Source organism: Occallatibacter savannae, from assembly GCF_003131205.1.
Taxonomy (GTDB): domain Bacteria; phylum Acidobacteriota; class Terriglobia; order Terriglobales; family Acidobacteriaceae; genus Telmatobacter; species Telmatobacter savannae.
Genome location: NZ_QFFY01000001.1, coordinates 548,913 through 565,224 on the forward strand (window position 1 = coordinate 548,913; position 16,312 = coordinate 565,224).

At 60.4% G+C, this 16,312-nt stretch carries 13 protein-coding genes; 9 read left to right on the forward strand and 4 right to left on the reverse strand.

Annotated features, from left to right (window positions below; translation table 11 throughout):
• Positions 1-112: 112 nt before the first annotated feature.
• Positions 113-1,990, forward strand: a complete 1,878-nt coding sequence (locus DHV10_RS02475; protein ID WP_162601134.1) for a PP2C family protein-serine/threonine phosphatase — start codon at positions 113-115, stop codon at positions 1,988-1,990.
• A 42-nt stretch (positions 1,991-2,032) separates the two neighbouring features.
• Here the strand turns inward: DHV10_RS02475 and DHV10_RS02480 are convergent, their stop codons facing one another.
• The 3 genes from DHV10_RS02480 to gltB form a co-directional block, all read right to left on the reverse strand.
• On the reverse strand, positions 2,033-2,668 hold the full coding sequence (locus tag DHV10_RS02480; protein ID WP_109484726.1) for a hypothetical protein: 636 nt from the start codon (positions 2,666-2,668) through the stop codon (positions 2,033-2,035).
• Positions 2,669-2,980 carry a PadR family transcriptional regulator gene (locus DHV10_RS02485; protein WP_109484727.1) on the reverse strand — a complete coding sequence of 104 codons (312 nt, stop codon included), beginning with the start codon at positions 2,978-2,980 and terminating at the stop codon, positions 2,669-2,671.
• A 126-nt stretch (positions 2,981-3,106) separates the two neighbouring features.
• Positions 3,107-7,573 (reverse strand): glutamate synthase large subunit, encoded by a 4,467-nt coding sequence (gltB, locus tag DHV10_RS02490; protein WP_109484728.1) that lies wholly within the window; start codon positions 7,571-7,573, stop codon positions 3,107-3,109.
• A gap of 272 nt (positions 7,574-7,845) precedes the next feature.
• On the opposite strand from gltB, the gene DHV10_RS02495 reads away from it, so the two are divergent.
• The 8 genes from DHV10_RS02495 (at position 7,846) to DHV10_RS02530 (ending at position 15,864) form a co-directional block, all read left to right on the forward strand.
• On the forward strand, positions 7,846-8,301 hold the full coding sequence (locus tag DHV10_RS02495; RefSeq protein ID WP_109485668.1) for an arginine repressor: 456 nt from the start codon (positions 7,846-7,848) through the stop codon (positions 8,299-8,301).
• Complete coding sequence (gene argC, locus DHV10_RS02500) at positions 8,298-9,365, forward strand: N-acetyl-gamma-glutamyl-phosphate reductase (RefSeq protein ID WP_109484729.1); 1,068 nt, start codon at positions 8,298-8,300, stop codon at positions 9,363-9,365. The genes DHV10_RS02495 and argC overlap by 4 nt, the downstream gene beginning before the upstream one ends.
• Positions 9,362-10,144: an acetylglutamate kinase gene (argB, locus tag DHV10_RS02505; protein ID WP_109484730.1), complete on the forward strand. Its 783-nt coding sequence runs from the start codon at positions 9,362-9,364 to the stop codon at positions 10,142-10,144. The genes argC and argB overlap by 4 nt, the downstream gene beginning before the upstream one ends.
• A 47-nt stretch (positions 10,145-10,191) precedes the next feature.
• Positions 10,192-11,451, forward strand: a complete 1,260-nt coding sequence (locus DHV10_RS02510; protein ID WP_109484731.1) for an aspartate aminotransferase family protein — start codon at positions 10,192-10,194, stop codon at positions 11,449-11,451.
• On the forward strand, positions 11,444-12,475 hold the full coding sequence (gene argF, locus DHV10_RS02515) for an ornithine carbamoyltransferase (RefSeq protein ID WP_420818733.1): 1,032 nt from the start codon (positions 11,444-11,446) through the stop codon (positions 12,473-12,475). The genes DHV10_RS02510 and argF overlap by 8 nt, the downstream gene beginning before the upstream one ends.
• 74 nt (positions 12,476-12,549) lie before the next feature.
• Positions 12,550-13,905 carry an argininosuccinate synthase gene (argG, locus tag DHV10_RS02520; protein ID WP_109484732.1) on the forward strand — a complete coding sequence of 452 codons (1,356 nt, stop codon included), beginning with the start codon at positions 12,550-12,552 and terminating at the stop codon, positions 13,903-13,905.
• A gap of 5 nt (positions 13,906-13,910) precedes the next feature.
• Positions 13,911-15,356: an argininosuccinate lyase gene (gene argH / locus DHV10_RS02525; RefSeq protein WP_109484733.1), complete on the forward strand. Its 1,446-nt coding sequence runs from the start codon at positions 13,911-13,913 to the stop codon at positions 15,354-15,356.
• Positions 15,343-15,864 (forward strand): GNAT family N-acetyltransferase, encoded by a 522-nt coding sequence (locus DHV10_RS02530; RefSeq protein ID WP_109484734.1) that lies wholly within the window; start codon positions 15,343-15,345, stop codon positions 15,862-15,864. The genes argH and DHV10_RS02530 overlap by 14 nt, the downstream gene beginning before the upstream one ends.
• A gap of 19 nt (positions 15,865-15,883) precedes the next feature.
• On the opposite strand, the gene DHV10_RS02535 is transcribed toward DHV10_RS02530, so the two are convergent.
• The gene (locus tag DHV10_RS02535) at positions 15,884-16,297 is read right to left on the reverse strand and encodes a hypothetical protein (RefSeq protein WP_109484735.1); all 414 of its coding nucleotides are present in this window, start codon (positions 16,295-16,297) and stop codon (positions 15,884-15,886) included.
• Between the last annotated feature and the right edge of the window lie 15 nt (positions 16,298-16,312).

The window sequence follows — 16,312 nt, forward strand, 5'->3', positions numbered from 1 at the left end:
GCAGTTGGGGACAAGGGTTCTGCTCGTCTGCGCGGCGTCCCGTCCGATCTGACCTCTTGCCACACTCAGGACCGTGTGACAAGCTATGCTTCAACCCCGAGGTCAGTCTCGATTGCGATCTTTCCGTGTGCTTCTTGCGGTGACGCTCATTCTGCTTGCCTCTGCACGTCCTGGTCGCACCCAGACGATCTTGACGCACAGTGTCGGGGCCCCCGCACGCCTGGATGGTCCGTGGCTTCTCTATGAAGGCGATCCTCCCGGCGATCGATTCGCATCAGTCGATCCTCGTCCCGGCCGACCTTATCGCCTTGGCGCAGAAAGCCCTCAACCCGGCGGCTCCAACGTCGTGTGGCTTCGCGCGACCGTGTCGACGGATGAACAGCTCTCCGATCCAGCTTTGCTGGCGAATCCGAACGCCGGCGATTGCAAGATTTTTGTGAACGCACTGAAAGCCGCCGATTGCGGCAACTGGCCGCGGACGACGGAATGGGGACGCCGCTGGCTCCTGGTGCATCTGCCTGCCGGTACCGCCCAGATCGCGATTCGAATTGTTGGGCCTCTCAACGGAGTTGCAAGACTCCCGCAATCCGGGGATGTGCTGCTGGGCCCCGCATCCGTGCTCGTGTCGATACGCACCGCCACCGATGCCAATCACTTCTACAGCGTGCTCCCGGAAGCGCTGCTTTGCGTGGGCGAACTCCTCGGTGGGTTGATCCTGCTGCTCGTCTTCCGCAACGATTCCCGCGAACGAGCGTACCTGTGGTTCGCCGTTTTCCTATTCCTTGATGGAACAACGTCGCTGGAGTCGGTCTTTTACAGGGTGTACCCGCTGCTCCCAAGCACGTTCGATCGCTTGACCGATTCGCTTGGCACAATCGGCCGCTATGCTCCACTGGTCGGATTCATCGCAGCCTTCACCGGTGTCCGTCTCAACCGATGGATGCGTTGGTATCAGATTCTCCTCCTGGTCGCCCCGGTGCTGGTGGGAATTCCTTTCTTGAGCGAGAACGTCTCAGAACTGCTGCCTCGATTAAGCATCCAGACCATTCGAGTGATCGGGCTGTTTGTTCAATTGCCCTTCATCGTAGGTTCGCTGGGATTCCTCTGGTGGAAATGGAGACGCGGAAACCGGGAGGCCGGGCTGCTTCTGCCCTCGTTTCTGCTGGCGAGTGCCTTTGAAGTGCTGGGAATCATCCGGCCCTCATTCTGGACCTTCCACGTCGGACGCTTCGGCTTCGACTATGACGACTTGTCGGTCTTCTTCTTCCTGGTTTCGATCGCCCCGGTTCTGCTGTCTCGCCACCGGCGCATGGCTCTTGAGCACGAAAGAACAAAAGCAGAATTCGAAGCCGCACATCGAGTTCAGACCCTGCTGCTTCGCTCGACTCCAATCAGCAGCGCGAGCATCTGGATCGAAAACGTGTACAGCCCCGCACAGGACGTGGGCGGCGACTTCTTCCACACCACCGTCATCGACGGGCAACACAGAATCATCATTGGCGATGTGAGCGGCAAGGGCCTCGGAGCGGCCATGCTCGTCTCAGCCATCATCGGCGCGCTCGACACTCTGCGAGATGCAGCACCCGCTATGGTGTTGAACTCTTTAAACAATCTGTTGCTTGCCCGCCAGCAGGGCGGCTTCGCGACATGCCTTTGCGCGGTGGTCACGCTCCGCGGCGAGATCAGGATCGCGAACGCCGGTCACCTCGCTCCCTATCGCAACGGATCGGAACTCGCAGTCGAACCAGGATTGCCCCTTGGACTGACCACAGGAATCGAGTACGCCGAGGTATCGTTACCGCTTGCTTCCGGCGACAGGCTGACATTCCTCTCTGACGGCGTCGTCGAGGCTCAGAACGCATCGGGTGAGCTGTTCGGATTCGAGCGAACTCAGGCCATCAGCAAAGAATCAGCGGGACGCATTGCGCACGCCGCGCAAACTTTCGGCCAGATCGACGACATCACGGTTCTCACCGTTGCTGTTGCGTGAATCTTGATCTGATTAACTGCCTTACAGTCGAGCCTGGGCGCGCTATAGATACAGCTGCCGTGGCCAGCGGCCGATCGGAAGCTTCCTCCGAATCACCATCCGCTTCCATTCCGTATATAAAACCGGAAAGAAACAACACGAGATCAACCACAATCCGTTACGGCTATCCCCTCCGAAAAGCAGGACGATCGAGCCGAGCATCACGACCCACTTGATCGCGCGATAAATCCGGCCTCGGCTCACTGTATAGATGGGCATGAATGGCGGCATAAAGAAGATCGCCATCAATGCGCCAACGACAAGTATTCCCTTTGCAAGGGAATACTGATGCATGGCAAGGAACATCACCGAGAGCAACAGCAGCGTTCCCGGCGCCGACAGAATCATCCACTTCGCCCAGCCGTTCGAGCAGATCATCCGCAATTCTGCATTCGAATTGCGCAGCACCTTAGCCTCCGACTTCGTCAGCAGCACCTTCCGATACTGCCGATTAGCGACACGCGGATCACCAAGCGCCTGCATCGCCATCGCGCCGGCTTGCTGCGGATCAATACTGCTGCCGAGAGCCTCTCCCCGCGCAGCCTCGAAGTGCTCCTCGATCTCACGTCTTACCGTCTCCGCAGACTCCTGAGACAAACCTCTGACCGCCCGCTTCAACCAAACATCCAGAGTCGCCATCTATGCCTCCCCCAGAATCATGCTGACTGCCCGCGAAAGCTGCTGCCACTCGGCGCGATCGTCCTTCAGCGCCTTCCGCCCCGCCGGAGTGATCCGATAGTAGCGGCGAGCCCGCCCGCTCTCCACACCCTCATACGACTCGACCGAGCCTTCGTTCTCCAGCTTGTGCAGCGCCGGATAGAGCGTGCCTTCCTTGAAATCGAGCAGGCCGTCTGAGCTCTGCTTGATCTTCTGCGCGATCCGATACCCGTGGCTCGGCTCCTGCGCTAAAAATTCAAGAATCAGCGTCGGAAGTGTCCCTTTCAGGTTCATACATCGGAATACTATGCATCGGGCTTGCTATTGTCAAGCACAAAGCATGATCCGGTTCAGGGCCTCGCTCATCGCACAGTCTCACCGTGCCCTGAGTGGGCGGAGAAACAACTTGCACGGATACCTTTAGCCTTGTGCTTTCGGTGTCAGCCTCAGAAACTTCCTGCACTCGGCATCCCAGTTCGCCAGCAGCCAGCGCGCTCGCGTGCTTGCAGTCTTCTCCGCATGCGACGCCACCAAATCCCGAATCGAACCCCGAGCCTCATCATCGAGTTGCTCCCACTTTTCCGGCATCAGAAACGCTTCATGGTAGCGGCTGTTACCCAGAAGATCCCCATCCTCGTCGTAGACCCATGCCAGACCTCCGGTCATCCCTGCGCCGAAGTTGATCCCAGTGCGTCCCAGCACGACAGCAAGTCCCCCGGTCATGTATTCGCATCCGTGATCGCCAACCCCCTCCACGATCGCGCACGCCCCAGAGTTTCGAACTGCAAAGCGCTCGCCTGCGCGTCCCGCTGCAAAGAGCAACCCGCCGGTTGCACCATAAAGCGCCACATTGCCAATAAGCGTATGCGCCTCGCTCTGCTGCGCAATGCGGCCTCTTCCACGAAGAATGAGTTCGCCACCGCAGAGCCCCTTGCCGACAAAGTCATTCGCCAGCCCCTCAAGCGACAACGTCATTCCCGTCGTAGCGAACGCGCCGAACGACTGCCCTGCCGTTCCGTGCAGGTTAAATGTGAGCTGCGAACCCTCCTTGCAGCCGTTATCCGCGCGATGTTTCGCGATCTCTCCGGCAAGCCGCGCACCCAGAGTACGATCCTCGTTCGTCACGCGCGACTCGATCGAGAACGGTACGCCTGACTTGTATGCCGCAAGCGCCGGTCCCACCCAGGCATCGTCTAACGGTGCGTGCGGCTCGGGCCTGTCGTTGCGCTTCCCTGCCCAGCGAATAGCGCCGCCCGTCTCTGCCGCGACAGCAGTTGCGGCAAGCACGGGCTTGAGGTCGATCCCCGCATCGAAACGCACCTGCTCCAGCAAATCAGTCCTGCCGATGGCATCCTGCAGCGACGACAATCCGAGCTTCGCTAGCAGCTGCCGTACCCCTTCAGCCAGCTCGTTGCAGAAACGGACAACATGCTCCGGCTTCCCCCGGAACTTCGCCCGCAGGTCCGGCCGCTGCGTCGCGATCCCCGTAGGACAAGTATTCAGATGGCATTGCCGGGCCATATCGCAACCGAGCGCAACCAGTACCGCCGTCCCGAATGCGTATTCATCTGCGCCCAGAAGAGCCGCGATCACAATATCGCGCGCAGTCCGCAGCCCACCGTCCGTACGCAACCGTACGCGCCCGCGCAGCCCGTTATGGATGAGCACCTGCTGAGCCTCAGCAAGGCCAAGCTCCCACGGATTTCCCGCGTACTTGATGCTTGATAGCGGCGAAGCGCCGGTGCCACCTGAGTGCCCTGCGATCACGATGTAGTCCGCATACGCCTTCGCCACACCCGCTGCGATCGTTCCGATGCCGCAACTGGAGACAAGCTTCACTCCCACGGCTGCCCGCGGATTCGCGCGCTTCAAATCCCAGATGAGCTGCGCAAGATCCTCAATCGAGTAGATGTCATGGTGCGGCGGGGGTGAGATCAACTGCATCCCCGGTTGCGCATGCCGCAGCCGCGCGATCAGTTCCGTAACCTTGTGGCCCGGCAGCTGCCCTCCTTCTCCCGGCTTCGCTCCCTGCGCAATCTTGATCTCAAGCTCCTCTGCGTGCGCCAGGTACTCCGCCGTTACGCCGAACCGGGCGCTCGCAACCTGCTTGATCTTGTTGTTCAGCAGCGAGGGCGCCCCATTCAGCGGCGCATAAACGCTTGGATCCTCGCCGCCCTCTCCCGTGTTGGACCGACCGCCCAGGACGTTCATCGCCTCCGTGATCGTCTGGTGTGCCTCCGGAGAAAGCGACCCGAAGGACATCGCACTCGCGATGAATGTGCGCGTGATCGTGTCGGCGGCAGCGACCTGGTCGACGGCAACCTCCGGACCAGCCGGACTAATCTCCAGAAGATCGCGCAGGTTCGCAGGCTGCGGTTCCACTGCTTGTGCAGAGAACGTTGCGAACGGCGCAAGCGCCAGCGCGGCTCCCTGCTTGGTCGATCCCACAACTGTCTGCAGAGCGCGAACCGTCGTGGGCTGCCAGCCGTGCGACTCAGCCTCATCCGCTTTGCGAAAACGCACAAATCCGTAGTCCGGAAGTTCTCGCACATTCGCCGGCTCCGCAGTTCCCTCGCCCGGCTGCCCTTCTCCCACGAGCTTTGCGCTCCACAACTGCCTCACGTAGTTCTCAATCTCGACGTAGCCAACACCGCCGATCGGAGCCGGAACGCCTGCGAAGCACTTGTCCACCACATGCTGCGCGATGCCGATTGCGTCGAAGAGATGCGCGCCGCGATAGCTGTCCACCACGCTGATGCCCATCTTCGACATCACCTTCGCCAATCCATGCTCAAGCGCATGCAGCAGGTTTTCTTCCCCATGCTCCGGGTTCAAACTGCGCGCGGTCTCCAGCGCAAGCCACGGGCAAACCGCTCCGACCCCCAGACCCAGCAGAACCGCCACATGGTGAATCTCGCGGGCATCTGCAGCTTCCACCGCGATGCCCACCTCCGCGCGAACCCCCGCCTTTGTCAAAGCTAGATGCACCGCGCCCGCGGCCATCGCCATCGGAACGGGTATCGCTCTGGCGTCAGCTCCGCGGTCGGTAAGAATCAGCAGCGACGCACCCTCCCGCACCAGTTCGATCGCCCGCTCCGCGAGAATGTCGACAGCGACTTCAAGCGTGGACTCAGGCGAGTAGAGGCAGTGCAGAATCGCATGCGGCATCTTCTCGGCCTGCGGATGGTGCCCTTCAACCAGCGCGTGCATCTGCCCAAGCGAGAGGATCGGCGAGCGCAGCGACAGTCCAGGCAGCGGCTCGCGAAGCTCGAGGATGTGCGGCCACGGCCCGAGACGCGTATGCATCTGGAAAACGACGTTCTCGCGCAGAGGATCGATCGGCGGATTCGTCACCTGCGCAAACCGCTGCCGAAAGAAAGCATAGAGTGGACGCGGCGCCCGCGCCAGCGGCGCGATCGAGGTATCGTCGCCCATCGACCACACCGCGTCTTTGCCGTCCGTCGCCATCGGCTGCAGAATCATGCGAACATCCTCGCGGGTGTAGCCAAACCGGTGCTGCAGGCGATTGAGTTCCGCAGGATCGAACGGCGCAGGCGCCTCGAGTGAGTCCTGAAGAGGAACGTCTTCGCGAATCAGGTCCTGATACTGGCGCTTCGTGTCGTAGATGCGCAGAATCTCTTCGTTCTCGAAAAAACGGTGATAGTCCAGATCGGCAACGATCATCTGACCCGGCCCCAGTCGTCCGCTATGAATCACGTGATCCGGATCCATATCCACCAGGCCTGCCTCAGAACCCGCAACAACAAGCCCCGTGTCGTCCAGCGCAAAACGGCAAGGCCGAAGCCCGTTGCGATCGAGGATGGCCCCCACCTGGTACCCATCGGTAAAGGCAAGCGCCGCCGGGCCATCCCACGGCTCGATGATGTCTCCGCTGTACTGCAGGAATGACGATGAGTTTCCCGGATTGGCCGGAGGCACCACCATGCGCACAGCCTCGCCCACCGTTCGGCCGCTATGTGCCAGCAGTTCGACGATCTCATCCAGCGAAGTGGAGTCCGAACCGCCCTGCGTGAGAATCGGATACATGTCCAGCGGTAGGGTGGCAGCACGGGCTTCCATGCGTGCGCGGTTGCCCCAGATAGTGTTGATCTCCCCGTTGTGCGCAAGACATCGGAACGGCTGAGCACGCTCCCACGAAGGCAACACGTTGGTTGCATAACGCTGATGGAACAGCGCAAATGGCGTCGTGAAATTCGGATCCGCAAGGTCAGGGTAAAACTCTGCGAGAAGCCGACCCGCGCACAGAGCCTTGTAGATCATCGTCGACGACGAAATGCTGACAATGTAGCCCGGAAGCCCTGAACGCTCAAACTGCTTCCGTGCCAGGAAGAGTCGGCGGTTGAAGAACTCTGCATCGTCGGTTGTGACCAACAGGTGCCATATTTCGGGCCGCGACGATTCGGCAATCGCCCCCAGCACCTCAGGACGGATCGGAACCGGCCGCCAGGAGAGAACCTCGATATCCTGCTCGAACAATGCCGACTCAAGTTCCGTTCGCTGGGCGGTATCGTCTTTGGGCAGGAAGACGACGGCAACTCCCAGAGGGCTGCTCTCGTCGAGCCAGAGGCCGCACTGCTCGAGCAGCCACTCCCGCGGAATCCGAGTGGTGACGCCTACGCCGTCCGACGATTTGCCATCCGCAGCAACGGCGCCGCGATGCTCCAGCCGGCCCAGCGCGGTCACGGCATGTTGCAGGATCTGGTGCGATGGCTCAGCCGATAGCTGGGCTACAAACCCCACACCGCAGGAATCAAAGTCAAACCGCGGATCGATCAGGCTACCGCCGATATACGAAGGCAGACTCGAGGCGTAGCCAGGCTGCAGGCTGTTCGTAGAAGAGGATGAAAGCCGATTAGGGAAGCCCATAGTCAACTATACGACCTTTGTAATTTGGATTTGAGAAGCGGCTAGAGAGGGTACGGAATTTGGGAGATCGCGGAGAGACTACGCGGCGCGCAGCGGCGCTGGCCGCCGGCTAAGTCGAGTTCGAGTTTGGGGTCGAAACACGCGCATATTACCTTTGCTGATTCCGCTGGCGGGTAGTGGAAAACCCGCTTGCATAGTTATACAGTGCCTTGTATATTTATGCAAGCGCGGCCGCCGCATGCGAGCCGCGTTTTGCTTTGCTGGAAAGAAAGATGAAGTTTCAACGGCACAATGCGATTCGCGAACTGGTTGCGCACGCCCTCGTTGCAAATCAAGACGAGTTGCGGCGCAAGCTGCGCAGGCGCGGCTTCGAAGTGACACAGGCAACGCTCTCCCGCGATATCCACGAGCTGCAGCTTACCAAAGGTCCGAACGGTTATTCCCTTCCGAATGGAAATGGAAATGGCCACAGCGTGATCGACGACGGCCCGCCCTCGGTCGCGGAGATCATGGAAAGCTTCGGCCTGGAAGTAAAGCACGCGATGAACCAGGTGATCCTCAGAACGACGATGGGCGGCGCGCAGCCCATGGCTGCCGCGCTCGATCGCGAGCGCTGGAGCGAGGTGCTGGGCACAATTGCAGGGGACGACACCGTCCTGGTGATCTGTCCTGACCTGAAACGCGCTCATGAAGTCGAATCGCGGCTCAGAAGGATGCTGGAATCATGAGCCACGCTGTGCAGACTGCAGTCATCGGAGTGACGGGTTACGCCGGCGCAGAACTGGCGCGCCTGCTGCTGCATCATCCCCGCCTCAAAGGTACGCCGCCCGTATTCGCGGGACGGGTGAACGAAAAGGATGCAGCACGCGGCGGAGTTCCACTGGAAGAGATTCATCCCCAGTTGGCCGACAACAACGGCAGCCGGTCACTCAAAATGCAGCCGTTCTCCTGGAAGGCGATGGCTGATCGCGGCGTCGAAGTTCTGTTTCTAGCTACTCCGCACGAGCAGTCACGCGAGTGGGTTCCCGAAGCGCTCGAGCACGGCTTGCGTGTTGTGGACCTGAGCGGCGCCTGGCGTCTGACCGAAGCGAAGAATCGCGCGGTGTATGCGTTTGAAGACGAGGGAGCGGCGACAGCAACCGCAACTCAGGCACAGGCCGTCTACGGAATGCCCGAACTGCACCGCGCCGAGATCGCGGAAGCGAAGCTCGTTGCCAATCCAGGCTGCTATGCAACGTCAGTGATTCTGGCAGTGCGGCCGCTGGTTGCGGCCGGCCTTCTCGATCTGGCGCACGGTATCGTGGCGGATTCGAAAAGCGGCGTCAGCGGGGCGGGTAAGGCGCCGACCGCAAAGACACACTATATGTATGCCGCGGATAATCTGTCCGCGTACGGCGTCTTCAGCCATCGTCACACCGGTGAACTGCTCGAGCAGATCGGCATCGCTGCCGGCGATATCGTCTTCACGCCGCACCTGCTTCCCATTCCGCGCGGCATCATGTCCACCATCTACGTGCGCTTCAAAGAGCCGCAGACGCGAGACATTGTGCTGCAGGTCTATCGCGATTTCTTCGCGGCCAGCCCCATGGTTCGGATCTACGAGAATTCGCTGCCCCAGATTCAATACTCGGTCCGCACCAATTTCGCGGATATCGGGTTTCAGCTATCGAACGACGGCCGGCGAGCTGTAATCGTCAGTTGTCTCGACAACCTGCTCAAAGGCGCATCAGGACAGGCTGTGCAAAACATGAACGTGATGCTCGGCTGGAACGAGGCGGAGGGCCTGGCATGAAGTACGTTGTAAAACTTGGTGGGGCGGGTCTGGAAGTTCCGGAACTTTTGCAGGGCTGCGTACGCGCGATCGCAGATCTGGTCCGCGACGGAAACCAGGTTGCCGTGGTGCATGGCGGCGGCATTCAGCTGACGAAGATGATGGAACGCCTCGGCGCGAAGAGCGAGTTCGTCAACGGCCTTCGCGTCACGGACGAGGAAACACGGAACATCGCCCTGATGGTCTTTGCCGGCAAGGTGAACAAAGGCCTGGTCGCCGCGCTCGGCGCGCTCGGCCAACCAGCGGTCGGAATGACGGGCGGCGATGGCCTCCTCTTCCGCGCTCGCAAGAAGCGGACAGCCCCGGACCTCGGCTTTGTCGGCGAGATCGCTGCCAGCGACGCCCGCTGGATCGACGCCATCTGGAAGCTGAACGGCGTTCCTGTGATCGCTCCCATCGCGCTTGGCTTTGACGGCGAGTACTACAACGTAAACGGCGATGAAATGGCAGCCGCCTGCGCTGTAGCCTGCCATGCAGATGCACTCGTCTTCCTCACCGACGTCCCTGGCGTCAAGGGTGCTGACGGAAACGTGCTGCGCTGGCTCAGCATTGACCAGATCGCGGAGATGGCCAAGAACGCGATCATCTCCGGCGGCATGTTACCCAAGCTTGGAGCTTGCCGCGAAGCACTCTTAAACGGTGTAAAGCGCGTCAGAATTCTGCCCGCAGCTGCCGCCGGTTCCCTTCCCGATCTCTGCAGCAGCCGCGTAGCTCATGGAACTGAAGTGATGGTAGCTTGATCGGCTAAGCCTCCGATCAACCGAGATCCATTTTTGAGGAGTATGCATTGACGAAACTCGAACAGATTCGCGCAGCGGAATCCAAATTGCTGCTGCAGACTTACGAACGGAATCCCATACTGTTCGTCGGCGGAGAAGGCGTGCACCTGATCGACGAGAGTGGCGCACGATACCTCGATCTGCTCAGCGGCATCGGCGTCAACGCGCTGGGGTACGGCCACCCTGCCATTGAGCAGGCCATCGTCAAGCAGAGCCGCGCCCTCATCCACACGTCGAATCTCTTCTATCACGAGGGTCAGGCTGAGCTCGCACTGCGCCTCACCGAACGAACCGGCATGGATCGCGTCTTCTTCTCCAACACCGGTACCGAAGCTTGGGAAGGCGCACTGAAGCTGGCGCGCGCACATGCAGGACTGCTCCGCGGTGAAGGCAAGCAGATCGGCACGAAGTTTCTCGCTCTTGAGCAGAGCTTCCACGGCCGCACGTACGGCTCCATGTCGACAACCTACAAGGCGAAATACCGCGAGCCGTTTGCGCCCGGTGTCGCGGGAGTCGAGTTCGTACGCTTCAACGACGTGGCGGACCTCCGCGCCAAATTCTCCAGCGAGGTCTGCGCCATCCTCGTTGAAGCGATCCAGGGTGAAGGCGGTATCCGCCCGCTCACGCAGGAGTTCATGACCGAAGCGCGAAAGCTTGCGGACTCGACCGGCGCCTTCCTGATCGTGGACGAGATCCAGGCCGGCATGGGCCGCACGGGCAAGTGGTGCGGATACCAGCACTACGGCGTCAAGCCTGATGTCACGACATTAGCCAAGCCGATCGCGGGCGGCATACCTCTGGGAGCGATCCTCTGCACTGAAGACGCCGCGCGCGCCATCCATGCCGGCATGCACGGCACTACCTTCGGCGGAGGACCGCTGGCATGCGCCGTTGCGATCGCTGTCATCTACGAGATCGAATCCAAAGGTCTGCTCTCGCACGTGACCGAGGTCGGCGACTACTTCCAGTCGGAACTCCGCAAGCTTGCAAACAAACACGACTGCATCAAGGACGTTCGCGGCAAAGGCCTCATGCTCGCGGTCGATCTCGACAACGCTGACCTGGCGAAGCAAACCGTAGCAGAAATGCTGAAGCGACACATCGTCATCAACTGCACCAGCGATACAGTTCTCCGCTTCCTGCCGCCTTTCATTCTTGAGCGCGAGCACGTAGACGAAGCGATTGCAGCACTTGACGAAATCTTCACCGAAAAAGCCGCGGCCGTTAGCGCCGCGCAACACACTGCCGGAGGGAACAACCGTGGCTAGCAAAGCGCTCTTAGAACGGCGGGCTGCTGACGTGCCCGTTCAACAGGACAAGGACATTCTTGCCGCGGCCGCGCGACTTGCAGGCGAGGACCTCTGCTCCATCGGAGATCTCTCGAGCAGCGAGATGCGGGCCATCATGAAGCTTGGGCACGATGTGAAGCTGAACCCCCGCGACTACCGCCACGCTCTCGATGCTAAACAGATGGTGCTGATGTTTGAGAAGGCCAGTCTTCGCACGCGGCTCTCGTTCGAAGCCGGCATCAACACCATGGGCGGGAACGCCATCTTCTTCGACCAGACCAACTCGCCCTTGGGGGAGCGCGAGTCGATCGCTGATGTAGCACGCAACGTTGAACGCTGGGTAGACGTCATTGTGCTGCGCACCTATGCACACGACACGATCACCGAAATGGCGGCAAACGCACGCGTGCCAGTCGTCAATGCTCTTTCTGACTTTGAGCACCCCTGTCAGGCGCTTGCCGATTTCATGACCCTCGAAGAGCACTTCGGCTCAGCGACTGGGCTCAACTTCACCTACGTAGGTGATGGCAACAACGTGTGCCACTCCCTGATGCTGGCCGGTGTGCAACTGGGCGCCAACGTCACGATAGGCACTCCACGCGGATATTCGCCCGATATCGAGATCGTCACCAAGGCTCGCGAAATTGCAGAGCAAAACGGGTGCGAAGTGAAGCTCACGCAAGACGCGCAGGCCGCGGCGGAAAACGCCGACGCCATCTACACAGACGTGTGCGTGAGCATGGGCATGGAGCATGAGTCGACCAAGCGCGCCCCCATCTTCCGTCCTTTTCAGGTCAACGAAACCCTGATGAGCAAGGCAAGGGACCGCGCTGTGTTCATGCACTGCCTGCCTGCGCGACGCAACGCTGAGGTTACCGACGCAGTGCTGGACGGCCCGCAGTCGATCGTCTTTGACCAGGCCGAAAACCGCATGCATGCGCAAAAAGCACTCTTGTTGCTGCTGCTTGGCGGCCTGGCAAACGTAGAGAAGTTCAGCTTATAGTTTTCAGCCGCAAGCTCTCGCCGATCGAACGATCGATGCACAGCTGTGGCCACACGTTAGAAGGATCGGTAAGCATGTCAGTCATTCTTGAATCTTTGCCCGTCGGTGAGAAGGTCGGTATCGCCTTCTCCGGTGGGCTCGACACCTCGGCTGCTCTCCACTGGATGAAGCAGAAGGGTGCCTTCCCCTACGCCTACACGGCAAATCTGGGCCAGCCCGACGAAACCGACTACGACGCAATTCCCCGCGCGGCTCTTGAGTACGGCGCAGAGAAAGCACGGCTCATCGATTGCCGCGGACCTCTCGTTCGCGAAGGAATTGCAGCGCTCCAGTCCGGCGCCTTCCACATCAGCACCGCCGGCGTAACCTACTTCAACACTACCCCAATCGGCCGTGCGGTCACCGGCACCATGCTCGTAACCGCAATGAAAGAAGACGAAGTCAACATCTGGGGTGATGGCTCCACGTTCAAGGGCAACGACATCGAGCGCTTCTATCGTTACGGCCTTCTGGTGAACCCTGCCCTCCAGGTCTACAAGCCCTGGCTCGACGCAGCTTTCATCGAGGAGCTTGGCGGCCGCGCCGAGATGTCAGCGTATATGCAGCGCTCCGGCTTCGCCTACAAAATGTCGGCAGAGAAGGCCTACTCGACCGACTCCAATATTCTCGGCGCAACCCACGAAGCGAAAGATCTAGAACAACTCTCTTCTTCAATCCGCATTGTTGATCCCATCATGGGCAAGGCGCACTGGCGCGACGACGTGTATGTGCCACGCGAAGAAGTAACGGTCCGCTTCGAAGAGGGTTTCCCCGTTGCACTGAGCGGCCGGCACTTTGACGATCCAGTCGAACTGCTGTTCGAGGCAAACAAAATCGGCGGTCGTCACGGACTCGGCATGTCCGATCAGATCGAGAACCGCATCATCGAAGCCAAGAGCCGCGGCATCTACGAGGCTCCAGGCCTTGCGCTGCTATACATCTGCTACGAGCGGCTTATCACCGGCATTCACAACGAAGACACGATCGAGCAGTACCGCGAGAACGGTCGCAAGCTCGGTCGTCTGCTCTATCAGGGCCGCTGGTTCGACCCCCAGGCCATCATGCTACGCGAGTCCGCTCAGCGCTGGGTCGCCAAGCCTGTCACGGGCGAAGTCACGCTCGAGCTGCGCCGCGGCAATGACTACTCGATCCTGAACACGGAATCGCCCAACCTGACCTTCCACCCCGAGCGCCTCAGCATGGAGAAGACCGACTCCGCATTCTCCCCGCGCGACCGCATCGGCCAGCTCACCATGCGCAATCTCGACATCACCGACACGCGCGAGAAGCTGATCACCTACTCGAAGGCCGGACTCCTCACTCTGAGCCGCGGAAGTGAAATGCCGCAGCTTAACGGAAGTGAAGAAAAAGAGACGGTCAGGGGCGCCTAGCGGAAATGTCGAACGAACAACAATCCGGAAAGATGTGGTCAGGGCGCTTCCGCGAACCCCTGGACAAGGAGTTCGAACTCTGGCAGCGCTCCATTGTCTTTGACTGGCGCCTACTGCGGCAGGAAGTCGCCGCGAGCAAGGCTCATGCCTCTGCGCTCGAAGCTGCCCGCGTGCTCACGCCTGCCGAACTCACCGAGCTGCGTACAGCCCTCGATGCGATCGCTGCCGAGTTCGCCACTGCAGCCGGTTCCGACAAAGTACGCAATCATCCGGTTGCAGAAGACATTCATCACTTCGTCGAGCTCTCCCTTGTGGAGCGGGTTGGCTCTCTTGGTCGCAAGCTGCATACCGGCAGGTCGCGCAACGAGCAGATTGCGACGGATCTGCGTCTCTACGTCCGCGAGCAGACCGGCAACGTTATCGCTGCTCTCGCCAAATGGGCGGATGCCCTGCTTGACCGAGCACAGTCTGCCGGCGACGCCGTTATGCCCAGCTACACGCACCTGCAGCGCGCCGAGCCCGTTCTCGTCGCCCACTGGCTGCTTGCATATGTCGAGATGATCGTCCGCGACGCCGACCGCCTCCGCGATTGCGCCACTCGATTGAACCACTGTCCGCTCGGGTCCGGTGCAATCGCAGGAGCGACCCTGGCCCTCGACCGCACCATCGCCGCAAACGAACTTGGCTTCAACGGCCCGACTTGCAACTCAATGGACGCGACCAGCGACCGGGACTTCATTCTCGAACACCTGCAAGCCCTAACGTTCGTCGGCCTGCATCTCAGCCGCTTCGCCGAGGAAATCACGCTCTTCGCCACTGCTGAGTTCGGCTTCGTCAATCTGCCGGAGGCGTTCTCCACCGGATCGAGCGCCATGCCGCAAAAGAAGAATCCCGATCTCACCGAACTCATCCGCGCCAAAGTCGGCCGGATCCATGGAGCCGCCGAGGCTGTCACGCTGCAGCTCAAAGGCCTGCCGCTGGCCTACAACAAGGACATGCAGGAGACCCAGGAGCCTGCCTTCCAGGTTGAGTTCGTTGCCCAGATGCTCGACTTGGTTGCGCGGTTCACTTCCGCTCTGCAGTTCAACTTCGACCGCATGCGCCAGGCCGCCCAGACCGGCTATCTGAACGCGATGGCCGGGGCCACATACCTCGTACATAAGGGCGTCCCCTTCCGCACCGCACACGAAAAAATCGGCAATGCAGTGCGCTTCGCCCTTGAAAAGCAGGTGGAACTGAACGAGCTCAGCCTCGAAGACCTTCGCCAGTTCGGCGAAGATTTCGCAGACGATTTCTACGATGCCGTGTCTCTCCAAGCCACGCTCGACTGTCACGACGTCATTGGGGGAACCGCGACTGCACGCGTTAAGTCGGCTCTTCACGATGCAAGCCAGCGAGTGGCGGCTCTCAAGCAAGCCGGTGCGCCGGAGGTAGCCCATGCAGGTACGTAAGGCCCTCCTCAAAGACGCGAGCAACATCTACGACCTGGTCAATTCCCTCTCCGGCGACGGCACGCTGCTCAAGCGCACCTTCGCCGAGATCTGCGAAAACGTCCGCGACTTCACAGTCGCCGAGTCCGACGGCGGCGTATTCCTCGGCTGCGGTGCGCTTCACTTTTACGGCCCGCATCTATGCGAGGTCCGCTCCATCGTCGTCAAACCCGAAGCCAAAGGCCAGGGCGCGGGCGGCCGCATTCTGCAGTCGCTCATCGACGAAGCCGAAGAGCACGGTATCCAGTCGGTCTGCCTCTTCACCCGAATCCCCGACTTCTTTTTCAAGTACGGCTTCCGCCCCGTCGAGGACAAAACGGAACTGCCTGACAAGATTTTTAAAGACTGCCAGAACTGCCCTCGCCTCCACCGCTGCGACGAAGTAGCCATGGTACGGGGCCGTATCCCCAGGATCTCCATCCTCGGGCCGAAGTACGAGGCAGAACAACTGGTGAAGCTGGGCGGTTAGTTGCACCCGGGAGCCGCTCTCAACTTTTGTAGCCCCACACGCCCACCTTGTCGTCCACGAGCAGCGCCACGAGGTTCAGGATCACCACCGCGAAATAAGCCAGCGTGGCGTCGGCGTTGATCGTCTGCATCACGGTCGCAATCACACTCTCGCAGTAGCCAAGTTCAGAGCACGTGCGCCAGTTCAGCACCGAGTAGGCCCCTACGAACGTCAGCGCCATCAGCGACAGCACAAAGGTCGATCGGCTCAGCGGACGCAGAATCAGAAGCACGGGAAGGCAGAGAATCGGCATCGCGCAATAGACGACGCTCAGCGCGGTGTCCTGCCGCAGGTCGATCGACATCGCAGACCACACGCCGTAAAGGCTCACGCCGGCGCTGATAACTGCAGAGACAGCAAGGAGAACGGACCAGATGATTCCTCGAACCGTCATGCGTCGCCCTCGTAC

Excerpts from the sequence above, each read along its gene's own strand:
- DHV10_RS02530 (WP_109484734.1), top strand. The coding sequence starts at position 15,343 with ATGCAGGTACGTAAGGCCCTCCTCAAAGACGCGAGCAACATCTACGAC.
- DHV10_RS02495 (WP_109485668.1), top strand. The coding sequence starts at position 7,846 with ATGAAGTTTCAACGGCACAATGCGATTCGCGAACTGGTTGCGCACGCC.
- argH (WP_109484733.1), top strand. The coding sequence starts at position 13,911 with ATGTCGAACGAACAACAATCCGGAAAGATGTGGTCAGGGCGCTTCCGC.
- DHV10_RS02480 (WP_109484726.1), bottom strand. The coding sequence starts at position 2,668 with ATGGCGACTCTGGATGTTTGGTTGAAGCGGGCGGTCAGAGGTTTGTCT.
- gltB (WP_109484728.1), bottom strand. The coding sequence starts at position 7,573 with ATGGGCTTCCCTAATCGGCTTTCATCCTCTTCTACGAACAGCCTGCAG.
- argC (WP_109484729.1), top strand. The coding sequence starts at position 8,298 with ATGAGCCACGCTGTGCAGACTGCAGTCATCGGAGTGACGGGTTACGCC.
- argG (WP_109484732.1), top strand. The coding sequence starts at position 12,550 with ATGTCAGTCATTCTTGAATCTTTGCCCGTCGGTGAGAAGGTCGGTATC.
- DHV10_RS02485 (WP_109484727.1), bottom strand. The coding sequence starts at position 2,980 with ATGAACCTGAAAGGGACACTTCCGACGCTGATTCTTGAATTTTTAGCG.
- argB (WP_109484730.1), top strand. The coding sequence starts at position 9,362 with ATGAAGTACGTTGTAAAACTTGGTGGGGCGGGTCTGGAAGTTCCGGAA.
- DHV10_RS02535 (WP_109484735.1), bottom strand. The coding sequence starts at position 16,297 with ATGACGGTTCGAGGAATCATCTGGTCCGTTCTCCTTGCTGTCTCTGCA.